This is a genomic window from Microcoleus sp. (genome assembly GCF_041354475.1).
Lineage (GTDB): Bacteria > Cyanobacteriota > Cyanobacteriia > Cyanobacteriales > Microcoleaceae > Microcoleus.
Genome location: NZ_JBGJZU010000057.1, coordinates 24,740 through 41,114, shown reverse-complemented (window position 1 = coordinate 41,114; position 16,375 = coordinate 24,740). Strand labels below are relative to the sequence as shown.

Here is a 16,375-nt window from a genome sequence, read left to right as displayed (position 1 = left end):
TCCGGTTATTTTGGCGATTAGGCCTGATTTCCTTCTTTTTCTCTTGACTTTTTTCTCGTTGTTTGTGATATTAAGTATCAGCTACTGCTTTTACTCTCTATCTCTAATTTTTTTGACGAGGTTAATAGTGCTTTAAGCTTTCAAACTATTCTTTTTTCTAGGTTCGGTTTTTACCTTCCGGTTGTGGTTCAGTGAACCGCTTTCCTTTTGGCGCTTTTCAAGAATAGCCTAATAACCAGGGTGATGCGAGTAGAGGGAACCGAATCTTTTTGTAGTAATTTTTCTACTTTCTTATTTATCGTAAGTACGGTATAATATGCAGATTTTGTTTGTATAGCCGTCAATACTCCTCCCATAAAGAAATCCCCAGAAGGGTGATAATCTGTTCCCATCCCAAGACAGAAGCTCTAATTTCTATATTTGTTATGGCAATGACCCGTGTTAGGACACAAAGGGTAAGACATCCTCGATCGCCAGAACGTAAGGAATCGAACTGATCGAGCTGTTTACGAATTCGACTACGCGAGCGGATAAGCGGATAAACAGAGAGTGTCCAAAAACTGACAAGAACTGCAAAAGCTTGTGGCGCGGGTATCCCACCCGATCGCCCAATTAAATTTAAATATCTAACACATCAATATAATGGTGGCGATTATCATTGTATTTAATTGAGCCAGTCCGATCGCCCAAACGAGGAGAACTCGCACCACAAATCTGTATCGGTGGGTGGGAAGAACAGTGTTTCAACTTAGATTGACTCACCAGGAGACTTCTGAGGCGATCGGGATGACGCCGATTACGGTGAGGTGGCTGATCTGTGGCTGGGAGGAAGAGCGAATTATCGATCGCACTCGCCCTCAATACATTGTTGTCTGTAACATTGGATTTGTCTGGAAAAGGGATGACTGTGAAGTGTTTCTGAGTCATCAGCTAGCTGAGCAATAATTCTAGGGCTTGCGTTTAAAGCCATTTAACTAACTAAGGCAAAACTCTAATTCCACCCCGACAAACTATTTCCCCGGTATTCAAAATTAACTCCTCAATTTCGACTTCTGGCCCAAAATCAATTTTAAAACTATCTACAATATGCTTAGTGGATGATTGTGAAAATTCGATTTCTGGATTCTCTAACATCAATTCGTGACCCCTCAACATCCGCAAACCAGTCCGCAATACAAAGGGGATTTGCGTACCTTCAGGGCGCAAAATAACAGCAGAAAGCGTCAACAAACCTGCATTAATTACTATTTGCGAATTTTGTAATATCAGAGGCTGTTCCCGATCGCCTAGCGGCAGTATTGGCAGTAAAAAATCGCTCAAAGCATTAGCAAGCAAAGGTGCTTTCAGCGACGCATTTAAATCGGCTTGAATTAGCCGTAAAACGCCGAATACGGGAAAGGATTCTAAAAGGCGGAGTGGTTGACCTTTGATAACTTGACCGAGGTTAACGCGGATGCCAGCACCCTCTATGGCGATGGAAGTTAGATGCAGTCCCTGATAGATAGCACCGCGAGCTGTTGCCGTTACTTTGGGGATCGCACCACTGAAGATTTGTCGATCGCTCCCCTCTATTTTCACGCTCAACTCTGACACCTGCTGAACTTGCGATCGCAGCCACAACTCCACCGCCGGAGACAGCACTGCACTCGCGATTCGGCTGCCTTGACTCCTTGATGGTATCCCCGAACCCTGCTGCTTACCGAAATTAGCACCTCCCAGTTCCCCAGTAGGGTCAGATCCATTGTCAAATTCCCAAGAATTGCGATCGACTGTCATAAAAGATTTCAGAATTGGAACTTTCATATTCAAACACAAAAATTACATCATCCGGGCTGCTTGAGGTGCGGGGATTCTCGCTGACTCCCCATCGCCGAAAGTAGGGAAAATTGTCCCCGCTAGCTCCCTGGTTGCCAGCGTTGTCATGTATGGAAGCTCAGACTACCGCAAATTTAACTATAAACCTAGTATTTGTTTTAGTGTTAGTTTATAATTGTCTCGTCTAACCCCGCACCTTTGTAACCAGCAGTCGAGCGAAGGTGCAGGAATGGCGATCGAGAGTGAAAACCTAGAGTTTTCATACAATCTTCAGGGTTATTGCATCGGGACAATCTGCGGATGTGCCAACCTTTGTACGGTTTCGCCAACAGTATAATTTGTTCAAAATCAGGAAATGAAGTTTACAAAATTTCCGATTTGCGATGTCAGATTTACAACGTCAGATAGCGCCTAACACATACCACAGACACCGATTGCCTAATTGGTCGGGGCTAAATGTATCGAAAGCATCCAAAATAAAACTCTTCCTGTAACGTAACATTTGTACATAGTTTGTCTAAATCGTGTCAAGATTTAGCTGGACTGCCATCCAAGCAACAACTTTACGAAGCTGTCGGCCTAGGAGTCCGTAAACCCCCAATAAATTTAGGGGTATTGGAAGAGAAAGATTCACCAACTTTTAAATCCAAAGTCACACCAGTGTTGATGAGACACCGTTAATCAATTCAACCTGTCGTATTTCCTCCCCCAACTCAAGAGTTGGGCGTTTCCAAACTCCAGTCATGTCAGATGAAAGGCTACAAAAAATCCTCGCCCAGTGGGGCATCGCCTCTCGCCGTCAAGCTGAACAAATGATGATCGCTGGACGAGTGCGAGTCAATGGTCAGGTCGTGAATTTAGGACAAAAAGCTAATCCAGATATCGATCTGATCGAAGTCGATGGAGTGCCGGTCAAGGCGACAGAACGACCAGCGTCAGTCTATCTGTTACTTCACAAACCCCCTGGGGTAGTTTCGACTTGCAGCGACCCCAGGGCGCGATCGAAAGTTCTGGACTTGCTGCCTCCCAAACTACGTTCCGGTCAAGGCATTCACCCGGTAGGACGCTTAGATGCAGATTCTACGGGCGCACTGCTACTCACTAATGATGGTAAGCTGACATTTTGTTTGACTCATCCGCGTCATTCGATATCCAAAACTTATCAGGTTTGGGTGCAGGGGCATCCTCCCGAACCGGTACTGCAAGCGTGGCGTCAGGGGATCGTGTTGGCCGGCAGAAAGACTATGCCAGCTCAAGTTGAAGTCCTAGAGCGCACTCGCAACCAAACCATGTTGTCCGTTATTTTATCAGAAGGGAGAAATCGACAAATTCGGCGAACCGCCGAGCAGTTAGGATATCCCGTGCTGGGCCTACACCGCACAGCCATTGGCTCGATTCAATTGCAGCCACCTTCGGAGCCAATATTGCCAGTAGGCTGCTGCCGACCTCTTACAAATTCTGAAATTATTTTTTTATGGAGTCTAGTCAACCTAACCTCAACCAATGTGCCAGTCAACATCAGGAAGCACAGCCTATGACAAAGAATTTATTTTTTTTACTTTTCAAAACCCCTAAAAAAAAGCTGCCTTCCCAAGAGGCAGAACGCGCCCAAAAGCTAGCAGAAATTGGCGCAAAACTCCGCCAGTTCCGGGAAAAAGAGTCGATTTGCTTGGACAAAGTAGCTGTGGTGACGATGATTCGGCGGGATCTGCTACAGGCGATCGAGGATGGTCAACTAGATCGACTTCCCGAACCAGTCTACACTCAAGGTTTGATCAAGCGGTACGCCGAGGTCATGGGTTTGGACGGGGCTGAGTTTGCCGACTTTTTCCCGATCGAACCAGCACCTCGATCGGTACCCAAGTTATCCTGGCAAGAATGGCCTCAGTTGCGGCCGATGCACTTGTACCTGTTTTACACATTTCTAATTATCTTTTCTGTCAATAGCTTGTCTCAATTGATGGGTGGTTCCTTCCCAGGAAGAAACGAGCTGGTCAAAGAACAACTCGCACTTCAAGAACAACAAGCCCGTTTAGCAGTCGAGTCCGATCGCCTCGCCAAAAAGCAGAAAGTGGATACTTACACAACTCTACAAGCGGGAACAAAAGAGGGAAATTTAAATAAATCTAGCGATAAACCAGTAATGGTTAGCGTCACTTTCAAGGAAGAATCGTGGTTGCAAATTGAAATCGATGGCAAAACCGAGTTTGAGGGAACTTTGCCTTCTGGGACTCAGCGCACTTGGCAAGCTAAAGACAAATTAGTGGTGGTAGCGGGCAACGCCGGCGGGGTACTAATTGCCTTTAATAACGGACAAGCAGAGCAACTCGGAGACCCTGGAGTTGTCAAACAAGTTGTTTTCAAAGCTGACGAACTCAAACCTTCAGAAAAAGCCAAAAAGGAAGGGTAATTGGTAATTGGTAATGGGTAATAGTTAGTTGTTACTTGTTAGTAGTTAAGAGTTTTGGGAGCATCCCGATTTTGCATAGGCGAAGCATGACCGCAGACAATTTATTAGTGATAACCAGAGATTTACAGCGGTCATGCTTCGCCCCTACCAATATACTTGCCAAATAGAGATGCACCCAGAGTTTTTCTACTAACAAATAACAACTAATAAGTTACCCATTTTTAATTTCTCTTAGGGGAACGCCCACAGATGTAAGTCATGGTTTTGAGCCGATCGCGCACTTCCCAATTCAAAGCTTCTGCCCGATATCGCCAGCCCCAATTTCCCTCTGCTTTCCCTGGAAAATTCATCCTGGCATCTGCACCCAAACCCAACAAATCTTGAAACGGAACAACTGCCAAATTAGCAATCGAACCCCAAGCCATGCGGATTAAAGACCAATGAATCCCTTGGGGATCGAGGCAGCCCAAATAACGATAAACCTCTTCTCTTTCGTGGTGTTGCAGTTGATTGAACCATCCGACAGTCGTATCGTTGTCGTGAGTCCCAGTGTAGACTACACAGTTACGTTCGTAGTTAAAAGGCAAAAAAGGTTCATTGGGACCTGAGTTAAAAGCAAACTGCAAAATCTTCATTCCCGGAAACTCAAATCGATCGCGCAAAGCTTCCACTTCAGGAGTAATTAACCCTAAATCCTCAGCGATAATTGGCAGGTTGCCAAACTTCTCGTTAATTACCTCAAACAAAGCTGTTCCCGGCGCTTGAATCCACTCTCCCTCGATCGCATTTTTTTTGCCGCGCTTAACAGCCCAGTATGCCTCAAATCCTCTAAAGTGGTCTATTCGAGTCACGTCTACATAATCAAAAATCGCTTCAAAACGCTGCACCCACCACTGGAAATTATTTGCTTGCAACTCCTCCCAATTGTAGACAGGGTTGCCCCACAATTGACCTGTACTGCTGAAGTAATCAGGGGGAACTCCCGCCATTAAAGCTGGTTCTCCCGTGGGTTCATCCAAGCAGAATGTTTCGGGATGAGACCATACATCTGCGCTATCGTGAGCTACATAAATTGGAATGTCACCAATAATTTTAATGTCCCGCAGGTTAGCATAACGTTTCAACTCCGTCCACTGGCGAAAAAACTCAAACTGGACGTATTTGTAGTAATAAATCTCAGAATTTAGCTGCTGCCGCCACTTGTCTAGCGCATCGGGTTTTCGATGAGCAATATCTGATTCCCAATTGTTCCAGCTAACACCACCAAAGGATTCTTTGAGAGCCATAAACAAGGCATAATCTTCCAGCCATATCGCTTTGCTTTCACAAAAAGCCGAAAATTCTCTTTGCTGCACCGGCGATGCTTTCGCCTTAAAATTTTCGGAGGCTTTTTTGAGCAATGGCAATTTCAGAGCCACTGCGCGCTCGAACTCTACATAGTCGAGGGGAAATTCCGGCCAATTAGCCAAGTCTTCATCTGTTACCAATTGCTCGTCTCGCAATATTTCCGGGCTGATCAGCATCGGATTTCCTGCCATTGCTGAATAGCACGAATAAGGAGAATTGCCGTATCCTGTGGGGCCCAGTGGCAATATTTGCCAGTATTGCTGGTCGCTTTCTACTAAAAAGTCAATAAAGCGATAGGCTTCTATTCCCATGTCGCCTACGCCGAATCGACTGGGAAAGGATGTGGGGTGGACTAGAATACCGCTAGATCTGGGAAAAAGCATAATCTATCTCAAGATATAGGAGTTCAACGTTGACAATTTTACCGATCTTCCCTACAGGTTAAACTTCGGAGTTTTTCGGGTTTTTTTCAGTGCAATTACTTTTGTGATTGTCTCATATTTTGGTTAGAGTGTGTTTGACCAATAGTTTGATTTTCTTTAAGCGATCGCAGCCGATAGATTCATTTTCCGAGTTCATCAATGCTCTCTTGGTTTTTGAGAAATGATTCTAACTTTTCCCAAGAATTTTACAGTAAATAAACATGAATTAGCCGACTGTTTTTGTATCTTAAGAAACAGTCGGCTCGGAAAGTAGCTGTAAATAAGCTAAGTTTAAGTTTGTTTGTTCAACAATTTCTGAACTTGTGTCAGAGCAATAGCGCCGATGTTGTATACGGCCCAGCCGCCAGCCAACAAAACGGGCATCAATACTATTAGTATCCGCAGGTCAAAATCCATTGTTTCTCCTCCTAAAGTTTTTTCACAAATTCTGTTGACTCTCCCCAGTTAAGCTCACGCCGGGATTCTTAAGACTTGGCGGCCTTAATATCCCTATTGCTGGGGTTTCCGGGCGCAATCCTGTTGCCAAACATGGCGGTCTGCTATCCTAGTGTGGCCACTAGCTCCTCGGTCGTAACTTTCCCCCTGTCGGGGGGTAGGTTTTAATGTCTTGTACTGACAAGTCCTTGGAGACCTCTGCGTAAAAGCAAGTCTTGAACAGGCCGGATACCTATTCCACAATCATGATGACAGAGGTGTATTTGACTAGGCAAAAACACTGGGTTAACATGATTCGGCACGATCGGTAAATCAAGGCAGGATTTATCCTGCAACTACCTTCGATCCCTCGACTCAAGTCAAGCAGGTTTTCCGGCTATTCTTTATAATCTATTTTTATCTTATTGTGTCACCATTCTTCAGACTAAACAAGCTAATCTTTGCCACTGAAAGTTCGATCGCCCCCGCCATCTGGTCATCTCGCCCGGTGGGCGTGAGTTGAAATGGTCGATCGCCTCGCACAGCAGCACATCCCAGGATCAGGCCATAATTTGTCTAGCGATCCCTTCCACCACCGCAGTTAGGGGATCGTTGGGGTAATGCAAAGCAAAAACTCCCTTACTCGCCAGCAGCATCATTTTGTCACTGTGGGGCAGAACTCCTGCCACTGGGATCTTGTATATCGTCTCTACTTGCTGCTTCAAATCATCAAAGTCCAGGGATTCCGGGGCTTTATTGATAGTCATCAAGATCTTTGGCACTTCTAATTGTCGGGCCACATCTACCGTCACAGCCGTTCCTTGAAAGTCTTGCTGATCGGGACGCAGGATCAGCAGCAGGATGTCGGAAATTGTAATACTCAGCAGAGTTTCTTCGTTGAGGCCAGGGTGAGTGTCGATAAATAGGTAATCTAAGTCCAGAACCTCGATCAGTTCTTCAAAACCGTCCGTCAGCAATCCTACGTCGTAGCCTTCGCGCAAAACTCGTGCGATTTCTCCTGCTTTAATGCTCGAAGGAATCAGGTAGAGTTCGCCCTTATTCGCTAATTGGGGCAATAGGGATGTTACTTTGCAGGCTGTATCGGCGATCGGACATCGGCCCCATAGGTAATCATTGAGACAGCGATCCATATTGTTTTCAGTGAAACCGAACAATACATGAATCCCAGGGGATTGAATATCGGTGTCTACAATAGCCACCCGATTTCCTTTGCTAGCGATGATAGATGCCAGGTTTGCTGTCGTGTTCGATTTGCCAGTTCCACCCCGGTAGGAGTGGACAGAGATGGTTTTGGACATGGTTTAGTTTGGAGTGTGAGATGAGGAAGCAAATTACTACTTTCACATCCTCCGCTACCATTCGACCCTTTGACAAGCTATGGCAAAAGGAAGATGGAAGATGCCAGAAGCTCTAATAGTCCTGATTGGTTGGATTTTTGAGCCGGTTTTTTGCGGCTTTGCGCTGTCGCATTTGTCTGGCTTTGGCTTGCAAATCGCTCAACTCCTCATCAGCTTGAGTTTCGATCGCCCCGTCAAGCAGTGTTTGCTCAACAGTCACAGGGGTTTGGGATGGCTGAGCTGACAAATCGCTCAACTCCTCATCGGTTTGAGTTTCCATCGCTCCGTCAAGCCCTTTTTCCTCAACAGTCACAGGGGTTTGGGATTCCTGTTCAGCTTCACTCAGTACCACGCGCTGCTTGTGTTTTTGAGATTTTTGCTTTAAGTGAGCTAAGTAATCCTGGGGCTGGCTTTCAGCGTTTTGAGGTGTCGCCGAAACAGGAATTATTTTGGGTATTTCTGCGGATGCAGAAGGAGCTTGAGCAGAGAGTTCTTTTTTGCTCCCTCTAAGTCGATCTTTTTTTTGCTGCAATTCTTTAAAGAACTGCGATTGCGTAATTTCTGCTACTTGCTCATCTTTTTGGGCTTGGTCTATTTCAATTTTGAAAACTTGTTTGACGCGATCGGTAATTGCTTTCCCGTAACCGGATTTATTAAATCTGTCGGCTAATACAATACTGCCACCAGTGACAACTAAAGCTAAGGCCGGTGTTGCCATCGGCACCCACCCTCCTAACCAAAAAATCCCCAAGCTGGTGATGCAACATACTCCCAGCATTGCCACAAAGGTGAGTATCAAGCGCGTAGGGTGAGTTATTCGCCAAGCCAAGGTTCCTCCCACAATTGACCATCCTGAAATCCAGAGGATTTCTAGCCATTCGGGCCAAAACCAAAATAAAGGTCGATCGTCTAAAACCGCACTCAAAATTTGGCTAACGACTTGTGCGTGAGTAACTATCCCTGGCATAAATTGGTTTTTATCTTTTCCCGCACTGTAAGGAGTATAAAAAAAGTCTTTAACAGTTTCTGTGGTGTAACCGATGAGAACTATTTTATCTTTAACCAATTTCGGGTTGATTTTACCTTCCAAGACATCTGTTAATTTGACTTGGTTTGCTACTTTACTTCTCGACCTATAGTTAATTAGTATTTGATATCCTCTGAGATCGACATTTGTATATTCTCCGTCATTGGGTTCCAATTTTTTAAACTGCTTTTGACCAAGCCATAGAGATTGGTCTTTCGCGAGTTTGGGGTAAATTTTTTGCGCTTGCAGGTAGCGCAATACTAGCTGGAGATTAAAGGAAAATAAAACTTGGGAATTGTCGTTACAAAGGTGTTTTTCGGTAGGATAGTTAGTCTCTATAGCCGGGGGTTTCATAAATAATAAAGCCCTGCGGACTATGCCACCGGGATCTACTCCAAAATCTGCAAATCCAATCCGCTCTTTTGGTATTCCGGGGGGAGGCGGAGTACCGGGACTATCGACAGTACCATCGGTGACTAAACAAACCCCGATCGTGCGATCGCTTCTGCGCAAAAATTTAGTTAACTCGTCCCGCCCCGCTCCTTGGGGTACATCTCGCAGGACATCTAAACCGATGACTCGTGGCTGTAGTTTGTCTAGTTTTTGTAAGATTTCGGTTATTTTGCGATCGGATATGGGCCACTCTTTAAGCCTCTGAATGTCTGATTCGGTAATTCCGACAATTAACAAGCGCGAGTCTGGACTTTCGTCAGGACGCCACCTCACCATTTGGTCATAAGCCGCTAACTCTACTGATTCGAGTATTCCAAGCTGTCTAGCCCCAATTAAGGACAAGGTTACGGCTGCGCTAGCTATTAGTACAGACCTCGCAAATGTTACCGAAGGTTTATAAAACTTACTCAATGGGGTTGTTACCGATCGAATTTGGTTAAATATATTACTCATGGTCCCTGGATAAAGGTTTGAGTCGTTTGTGGAGCAGCAGTTTGTAGGCGCTGGCCTTAACCCTCGACTGTCTCTATCTTAGAACAGTCCGAAGATTCCGCAACTTTGTCAAAATTTTTTACCGTTTTTAGCTTTCAGTCTCCGTAATAATCCTTACGACTTGGACAACTTGATGTTTGGGCTGTTGAGAATACACTTGCCGATCGCATTAATTAATGCTATTGATATGTCAAGGTTAAAAATGTGTATCTACAGCGAGTCTAGTTGCTCGAAAAAATTTCTCGCAAACAGACAATTTCTATGTTTGCAATATTATACTCAAAGGTACAAAAAATGAAACGTTTTTTACATCTTGCTACGGTTTCGGTGGCTTTATCTGCGATCGCAGCCACTATCCCCACGATACCTACACCAGTGCGAGCCCAATCTCAACCAATTCTTCTGAGCCAGAGTCTTAACTTCCAGCCTCCCGACGTCACAGCCCCCGCCAACCGACAAGGGGGGACACATCGTGGTAATGGTGAATGTCCGGCTGGCTTATCCATTACTCCTTTAGTACCCATTAGTAATATTGGTTTAACACTCACAGATTCGCCTACATTTTTTGTGTATGTCCCTCAAACTGATGCCCAAATAGAATTCACATTGCTCACAGAAAAGGAAGACGAATTAGTCTACGAAAAAAGTTTCAAAGTTGACAAGCCAGGGATTGTCGGCGTGAAGGTTCCCCCCGGAGACAAAGAAAAGTCTGTGCAAGCAGGTAAGCGTTATGTCTGGTCATTTTCCATGATTTGTGATACTCAAGATCGATCGGCGGATTTAGTAGTAAAAGGCTGGGTAGAACGAGTAGAAAAAGAAGCCAATGTCCAGAACAGTTTAAAAAAAACCGACCCGATGACAAGAGTGAACTTTTACGCCCAAAATGGGATTTGGTATGAGACTGTCACAACTCTAGCCGAACTGCGCCGTCAGAAACCAGGCGATTCAGTTTTGACCGCAGAGTGGAATAAATTGTTGCACTCCCAAGGACTTGATTCCGTAGCCACTCAACCCTTGGTTGAATCTCTTTAATTTTTGCTCGATTGTGTCAAGATTGAGATGGTTGTAGTGTTAATCAGAAGTTTCAACTCCTGGTTAACCCTACAAAAATGCCATACCACACTTCTACAATTTAGTCAAAGCAATGAAAGGTTTTCTGCATCTTACTACTGTTTATACTAAGTATCTGGCTCTAGGGGCGATCTCAGCTATTATTTCTAGTCTACCAGCACCATTGCTAGCTGAGTCTACCCCTATGCAACTGAGCCAGAATATTAATTTCCAGCCCCCAGATGTGGAAGCTCCCAACAATCGCCAAGGTGGAACCCATCGAGGGGATGCGTGTCAAAAAGAATTATCGATTATTCCCTTAATCCCAGACAGCAATTTTGGTTTAACCCTAGCAGCCTCGCCAACATTTTTAGCTTACGTTTCTGGGCCTGGTACTGAAGTGGAGTTTACTTTGCAAACAGAAGATGAAAAAGCAACGGAAATTTACAAAACTACCTTCAAAGTGGACAAGCCAGGGATTGTTGAGGTGACTATTCCGACTACTGATAATCCTCAGAAATCTCTTCAAGTAGGTCAGCGATATCAGTGGTCCTTTGCGGTGATTTGCAACTCACAAGATAGAGCCGGAGATTATTTTGTCAACGGTTCTGTACAGCGGATTGAACCTCAGCCAAGCCTCAAAACCGATTTAGCGACTCCCGACCCGATCGCTAAACTGAGCGTTTACGCTAAGAATGGGATTTGGTACGAAACAGTAGCTAATCTCGCCCAATTACGCCGTCAGGCTCCTGATGATGCCAAGCTGACAGCAGAGTGGAGTCAATTATTGCAGTCTCAAAAACTAGATGCAGTGATGAGTCAACCCCTAGTTCAATCTTTCTAATAATCACTCCTGACAACACACAACTGACAGCTTACTAATGAATAATCAGTTTCCCACAATTCTAGCTCTGGATTTTGACGGCGTGATTTGCGACGGATTAATCGAATATTTTCAAACAGCTTGGCGCACCTACTGTCAAATCTGGAAGCCCGCTCAAACAGCCCCAGATCCCGATTTAGCTTCCAGTTTTTATAGAGTGCGTCCAGCCATTGAAACTGGTTGGGAAATGCCCCTGCTGATTCGCGCACTGCTGACAGGAATTACGGAACAGCAAATATTGCTAGATTGGCCAAACATTGTACCACAATTGATGTCAGAAAATGATTTAAAAGCAGCATCAGTTGGGGCTATGTTAGATGGATTGCGGGATAATTGGATTGCCGAAGATTTGCCTGGATGGCTTTCTTTGCACCGTTTTTATCCAGGAGTAGCCGAAAGTTTATGCAGATGGCAGGAGACTTCGGTCAAAGTGGCGATAGTTACGACAAAGGAAGGTCGCTTTGTGAGAGAACTTTTGCAGTTAGCCGGTGTCAAATTACCGTCAGAATTAATCTATGGCAAGGAATATAACAAGCCAAAACATCAAATTTTGCGGGAATTTTTGGCAGCATCTGGCGAAGATGCTACTATTTGGTTTGTGGAAGACAGGTTAAAAACTTTGCTCTCGGTGAAACAGCAGCCTGATTTATCAGATGTGAAGTTATTTTTAGCGGATTGGGGTTACAATACTTTGGCTGAACGGGAATCAGTAGCTGAAAATCCCCCAGTTCAATTGTTGTCTCTATCACAGTTGGCGGCCGATTTCTCCCATTGGCTCCCGGAGCAATCATGATGTTATGTAGTAATCAGTAAAATAATAACAAGTAACAAGTAAAAAACAACCAACAACCAACAACAACAACCAACAACAACAAACAACAAACAACCAACAACCAACAACCAACAACCAACAACCAACAACCAACAACCAACAAATAACAAATAACAAATAACAAATAACCAACAACCAATAACCAATAACCAATAACAAATGTTAGATTTAACAAAAGCAGCAAAAGCAATGCAGGGAATGAGCCAACATTTAACTGTGGAGGCTCAGGCGGCTCGCCAGCGTTTAGAAGTTGCTCAGAATTTGTTACAAAAAGCCGCAGCGAGACAGGAAGAATTGGTAGAATTACAAGAGAGTTGGCGCGATCGCACTTTATTTAATTCTGCCACACCGATCGAGTCCTTGTCCGATCGCACTTATATCCCAGCTCCCCCCACAGCCCATACAGTCTTTGCCACAGACGGCTCACAAATTTCACCAAACCATCACGAAATAGCCTACTGCTACCTGCTCAACATCGGCACTGTCATGCTCCACTACGGGCAAAGTCGCCACCCAGTTTTAAACAGTGTACCAGAAGTTTTTTACAAACCAGAAGACTTGTATATTTCCCGACAGTGGGGAATTAGAACAGAAGAATGGATGGGATATCGGCGGGCAGTTTCCGAAGCCATCTTCTTAGCAGAAATGGGGGAAAATTGGGCGAAAGTTAATAACCATAAATTGCCAGCACCAGCTTTAGCAATGGTAGACGGTTCCCTGATTTATTGGTTTTTAGAACCCTTACCCACCGATGCCCGCGATTTAATTTTGCAGCCCATCTTAGCAGCATGGGACAAGTTGCGTTTAGCAGGAATTCCCCTATTAGGATATCTGAGTGCTTCTCGCAGCAGCGATAGCTTATCTTTTTTACGATTTCAAGCCTGCACCCACGAAGTACCCGACTGCATAACTAACTGCCCCAATGTCGGATTTGCTGCCACACTTTCCTACGCCGAAAAAGCACCTTGTCAAGTATTTGAACCCTTGCGAGATGTCATTTTATGGGCCACAATCTTGTCACCGGGAGAAAGAAGTCCTTTCTGGAAATCCCAAGCTAGAATCTTAGATTTGTACGGCTTGAATTCCGTCTATTTTTGTTACGTTCATGTAGGGACAGAAATTGCTAGAATAGAAGTGCCGGAATGGGTAGTAGAAGATTCAGCCCAGCTAGATTTAGCCTTGGGAATGATGCTCGCTCAGGTACGCAAAGGCGGTGGCTATCCAGTCACCTTAGCAGAAGCCCACAATCAAGCTGTGGTGAAAGGAGGAGATAGAGGTCGATTTTTCGCTTTATTGGAGCAAGAAATGATTAAAGCTGGTTTACAAAATGTCGGAATTTCTTACAAAGAAACACGGAAACGTGGCAGCATTGCTTGAAATATACAGATTGTTTTAGAGCCTTAGCCATCACAACTATAATTAAATAAGAGTTAAAAATGTTATATGCCCCTAGAATTAATTATCTTAATTGCCTCATTACTTGTATCTTGGTTAGTATTTAATTGGGCAGTGAAAGTATTGAAGGCTAGCATCGGGACGGCGATTGCTTTGGCCGTAATTGTGCTGACAATGCAGTTAATGTTTGGCATCGGGCCAAATCAATTATTTCAGTACATAATTCACCTGCCAGAAACGCTTTGGAAAACAATTTCTGGCAAGTAAATTGAACTGTCTAAGTTGAAAAATGGGCGGTTAAAACCGCGACTATAAAAACTAAGTCCGCCTGGGCGGACTAAGAAATAAGGGAAGATTTTTGCTGTTTCCTTCCAATATTAACTTCCTAGCATTTGCAACTTATACAAACTAGCATACAACCCTTCTTGTTGCAACAATTCCTCATGGCTCCCAGACTCTATTAATTGGCCGCGTTTAAGCACTAAAATGCGATCGACATTTCGGATAGTCGAGAGTCGGTGAGCAATAATTATCGCCGTTCTTTCCGCCATCAAACGCTCTAGAGCTTCTTGAATCAAAGATTCTGTACCCACATCCAAACTAGCAGTTGCTTCATCTAGAACTAAAATACTGGGATTGCGAATAGCCGCACGAGCAAAGGCTAATAACTGCTTTTGTCCCCCAGATAGATTTGTACCTCGCTCCCGCAATTGCGTGTCATAACCTTGGGGCAATTGTTCAATTAAACCAGCAACATTTGTCTTTTCTGCTGCTGCTTGGATTTCCTCGATCGAGTAATTTTCACCCAGACTAATATTGCTTTTCACATCCCCAGCAAATAAAAATCCATCTTGGATGATCACCCCTATGTGTCGCCGCAATTCTGCTTGAGGCAAATCCCGAATATCAACATGATTAATTAAAATACGTCCTTTAGTGGGCTCGTAAAGGCGACACAACAGACGGATAATCGAACTTTTCCCCGCACCTGTGGGCCCAACTAATGCTACTTTTTCCCCAGATTTGATTGTGAAATTCAGGTTTTGCAGCACATATTCGTCTTCTTTGTAAGCAAACCAAACATTGTCAAATTGGATTTCTCCCGATTCACCATCCGGCGATTGAAGATTTTTCCCCTCCTTTGTTAAGCCAAAATTGGGCGGGGTGACTTGGGAATTTTTAGACAATAGACGATATTCCGAAGTGGGCGGATTTTGATGATTATCATCGGCTAATTCCGGCGGGAATGGAGACAAATTATAACCAATTGCGTCTGGATGTCCCGTTATCAGCAGCGGTGAATAATATTCTGTTTTTACTTCTTTGCTATTCCCTCTTCCTACTTCTTGCTTCTGTTTGCTAGTTGGATCTTTAATTTCGATGGGTTCGTTGAGAATATCGCTAATCCGTTCAACCGCCGTAAATCCTGCTTGAATAGCGGTAAATTTTTCTGCAAATTGCCGCAGGGGATCGAAGAGACGCTGAGCAAACAAAATGAATGCAGAGAGAGTTCCAAAATTAATTGTACCTCCCAGAAGGCTTTGACCGCCCATCCACAAAACTGCTGCTATCGCCACTAAAGCAATCCATTCTAATGTCGCAGATACGGCTGAGTCGTAAAATATTGTTTCATCAATTGCCTTAATGTAGCGTTTATTAGTGACACTAAACAGTTGTGAGTTAAATTGTTCACGACGAAATAGCTGTACTACACCAATACCAGTCAAGTTTTCTTGCAGTTGTGCATTGAGATCGGAAAGTTCTTCTCTAGTCTTGTAATTGGCTATCCGATATTTATACTGAAAATAAACTATGAGGGCGGTAATTGGAATCATCATTAACACCAACATTAAAGCTAATTGCCACTGCATGGTAAACATGAATACGGCAATTACTAATATTGAAAATAAATCGCTGATAATCCCGATCGCCCCGGAAGAAAAAACTTCCCCCAAAGCCTCTACATCACTGGTGAGACGAGTCATCAGTTTACCTACAGGAGTGCGATCGAAAAATCGGACGGCTAGGGAGGTGACATGGGCGAACAAATCATTTCTAATATCAGTAGTAATTATTTGCCCTACCTTCGTGACTAAATAGCCTTGAACTGATTGCAATACTAGCCGAAATGTGATAGTTAGCATCAGCATAACTGCCAGAAGATTTAATCCGGCAGACAAAGACATTCCCCGCAGAAATTCGTAGGTAGGTTCAGCTCGAATTAGCGAAATTGCCTGTCCGATCAAGACAGGTTGAACCGCGCCGGATACTGCTAGGGGTACTAATAGGACGATCGAAATAATTAACAAGCGTTTGCTGCGCCCTGCGTAAGTTGCCAACCTCATGAATAACCGCCAGTCTGTTTCGCGGCGGGGTTGGTTGTTGGTATCTGCTACTGGTGAGGAAACAGTCATTCGATTTTAGATTTTATAGGAAAAATTTGAGATGGCAGAAGC

The 16,375-nt window shown here is 44.3% G+C and carries 14 protein-coding genes; 7 read left to right on the top strand and 7 right to left on the bottom strand.

Annotated elements, in window-relative coordinates; genetic code table 11:
- Window positions 1-618: 618 nt before the first annotated feature.
- Both ACBR23_RS19860 and ACBR23_RS19855 read right to left on the bottom strand, forming a co-directional pair.
- Window positions 619-927, bottom strand: coding sequence for a hypothetical protein (locus ACBR23_RS19860; RefSeq protein ID WP_341736770.1), 309 nt, complete (start codon window positions 925-927; stop codon window positions 619-621).
- Between the two features lie 51 nt (window positions 928-978).
- On the bottom strand, window positions 979-1,803 hold the full coding sequence (locus tag ACBR23_RS19855; RefSeq protein WP_371115114.1) for a DUF2993 domain-containing protein: 825 nt from the start codon (window positions 1,801-1,803) through the stop codon (window positions 979-981).
- Between the two features lie 755 nt (window positions 1,804-2,558).
- Here ACBR23_RS19855 and ACBR23_RS19850 point away from each other — a divergent pair.
- Entirely contained in the window at window positions 2,559-3,353 is a 795-nt protein-coding gene (locus ACBR23_RS19850; RefSeq protein WP_341736768.1) for a pseudouridine synthase, read from the top strand.
- Window positions 3,350-4,225, top strand: a complete 876-nt coding sequence (locus ACBR23_RS19845) for a RodZ domain-containing protein (RefSeq protein ID WP_341736767.1) — start codon at window positions 3,350-3,352, stop codon at window positions 4,223-4,225. The genes ACBR23_RS19850 and ACBR23_RS19845 overlap by 4 nt, the downstream gene beginning before the upstream one ends.
- Before the next feature lie 221 nt (window positions 4,226-4,446).
- Here the strand turns inward: ACBR23_RS19845 and malQ are convergent, their stop codons facing one another.
- The 4 genes from malQ to ACBR23_RS19825 form a co-directional block, all read right to left on the bottom strand.
- Window positions 4,447-5,955: a 4-alpha-glucanotransferase gene (gene malQ / locus ACBR23_RS19840; RefSeq protein ID WP_341736766.1), complete on the bottom strand. Its 1,509-nt coding sequence runs from the start codon at window positions 5,953-5,955 to the stop codon at window positions 4,447-4,449.
- Between the two features lie 330 nt (window positions 5,956-6,285).
- The gene (locus ACBR23_RS19835; RefSeq protein ID WP_341733143.1) at window positions 6,286-6,411 is read right to left on the bottom strand and encodes a photosystem II protein Y; all 126 of its coding nucleotides are present in this window, start codon (window positions 6,409-6,411) and stop codon (window positions 6,286-6,288) included.
- A 578-nt stretch (window positions 6,412-6,989) separates the two neighbouring features.
- The gene (locus ACBR23_RS19830; RefSeq protein ID WP_371115113.1) at window positions 6,990-7,748 is read right to left on the bottom strand and encodes a MinD/ParA family protein; all 759 of its coding nucleotides are present in this window, start codon (window positions 7,746-7,748) and stop codon (window positions 6,990-6,992) included.
- 112 nt (window positions 7,749-7,860) lie between these two features.
- On the bottom strand, window positions 7,861-9,720 hold the full coding sequence (locus ACBR23_RS19825; protein ID WP_371120318.1) for a CHASE2 domain-containing protein: 1,860 nt from the start codon (window positions 9,718-9,720) through the stop codon (window positions 7,861-7,863).
- Between the two features lie 333 nt (window positions 9,721-10,053).
- Between ACBR23_RS19825 and ACBR23_RS19820 the strand changes: the two genes are divergently transcribed.
- The 5 genes from ACBR23_RS19820 to ACBR23_RS19800 all read left to right on the top strand — a co-directional run bounded on the left by ACBR23_RS19820 (window position 10,054) and on the right by ACBR23_RS19800 (window position 14,186).
- Window positions 10,054-10,791 (top strand): DUF928 domain-containing protein, encoded by a 738-nt coding sequence (locus tag ACBR23_RS19820; protein WP_371115111.1) that lies wholly within the window; start codon window positions 10,054-10,056, stop codon window positions 10,789-10,791.
- A 112-nt stretch (window positions 10,792-10,903) separates the two neighbouring features.
- The gene (locus tag ACBR23_RS19815; protein WP_371115110.1) at window positions 10,904-11,653 is read left to right on the top strand and encodes a DUF928 domain-containing protein; all 750 of its coding nucleotides are present in this window, start codon (window positions 10,904-10,906) and stop codon (window positions 11,651-11,653) included.
- Window positions 11,654-11,690: 37 nt separating this feature from the next.
- Window positions 11,691-12,485: an HAD family hydrolase gene (locus ACBR23_RS19810; RefSeq protein WP_371120319.1), complete on the top strand. Its 795-nt coding sequence runs from the start codon at window positions 11,691-11,693 to the stop codon at window positions 12,483-12,485.
- A 198-nt stretch (window positions 12,486-12,683) separates the two neighbouring features.
- Window positions 12,684-13,901, top strand: a complete 1,218-nt coding sequence (locus ACBR23_RS19805; protein WP_371115108.1) for a DNA double-strand break repair nuclease NurA — start codon at window positions 12,684-12,686, stop codon at window positions 13,899-13,901.
- A gap of 66 nt (window positions 13,902-13,967) precedes the next feature.
- On the top strand, window positions 13,968-14,186 hold the full coding sequence (locus tag ACBR23_RS19800; RefSeq protein ID WP_341733150.1) for a hypothetical protein: 219 nt from the start codon (window positions 13,968-13,970) through the stop codon (window positions 14,184-14,186).
- Window positions 14,187-14,296: 110 nt separating this feature from the next.
- Here ACBR23_RS19800 and ACBR23_RS19795 read toward each other — a convergent pair whose 3' ends face one another.
- Window positions 14,297-16,333 carry an ABC transporter ATP-binding protein gene (locus ACBR23_RS19795; protein WP_371120320.1) on the bottom strand — a complete coding sequence of 679 codons (2,037 nt, stop codon included), beginning with the start codon at window positions 16,331-16,333 and terminating at the stop codon, window positions 14,297-14,299.
- Between the last annotated feature and the right edge of the window lie 42 nt (window positions 16,334-16,375).

What these genes read in the sequence shown, in the direction of transcription:
- ACBR23_RS19850 (WP_341736768.1), top strand. Translation starts at nt 2,559, where the DNA reads ATGTCAGATGAAAGGCTACAAAAAATCCTCGCCCAGTGGGGCATCGCC.
- ACBR23_RS19805 (WP_371115108.1), top strand. Translation starts at nt 12,684, where the DNA reads ATGTTAGATTTAACAAAAGCAGCAAAAGCAATGCAGGGAATGAGCCAA.
- ACBR23_RS19855 (WP_371115114.1), bottom strand. Translation starts at nt 1,803, where the DNA reads ATGAAAGTTCCAATTCTGAAATCTTTTATGACAGTCGATCGCAATTCT.
- ACBR23_RS19820 (WP_371115111.1), top strand. Translation starts at nt 10,054, where the DNA reads ATGAAACGTTTTTTACATCTTGCTACGGTTTCGGTGGCTTTATCTGCG.
- ACBR23_RS19860 (WP_341736770.1), bottom strand. Translation starts at nt 927, where the DNA reads ATGACTCAGAAACACTTCACAGTCATCCCTTTTCCAGACAAATCCAAT.
- ACBR23_RS19795 (WP_371120320.1), bottom strand. Translation starts at nt 16,333, where the DNA reads ATGACTGTTTCCTCACCAGTAGCAGATACCAACAACCAACCCCGCCGC.
- ACBR23_RS19845 (WP_341736767.1), top strand. Translation starts at nt 3,350, where the DNA reads ATGACAAAGAATTTATTTTTTTTACTTTTCAAAACCCCTAAAAAAAAG.
- ACBR23_RS19825 (WP_371120318.1), bottom strand. Translation starts at nt 9,720, where the DNA reads ATGAGTAATATATTTAACCAAATTCGATCGGTAACAACCCCATTGAGT.
- ACBR23_RS19835 (WP_341733143.1), bottom strand. Translation starts at nt 6,411, where the DNA reads ATGGATTTTGACCTGCGGATACTAATAGTATTGATGCCCGTTTTGTTG.
- ACBR23_RS19830 (WP_371115113.1), bottom strand. Translation starts at nt 7,748, where the DNA reads ATGTCCAAAACCATCTCTGTCCACTCCTACCGGGGTGGAACTGGCAAA.
- malQ (WP_341736766.1), bottom strand. Translation starts at nt 5,955, where the DNA reads ATGCTTTTTCCCAGATCTAGCGGTATTCTAGTCCACCCCACATCCTTT.
- ACBR23_RS19800 (WP_341733150.1), top strand. Translation starts at nt 13,968, where the DNA reads ATGCCCCTAGAATTAATTATCTTAATTGCCTCATTACTTGTATCTTGG.
- ACBR23_RS19810 (WP_371120319.1), top strand. Translation starts at nt 11,691, where the DNA reads ATGAATAATCAGTTTCCCACAATTCTAGCTCTGGATTTTGACGGCGTG.
- ACBR23_RS19815 (WP_371115110.1), top strand. Translation starts at nt 10,904, where the DNA reads ATGAAAGGTTTTCTGCATCTTACTACTGTTTATACTAAGTATCTGGCT.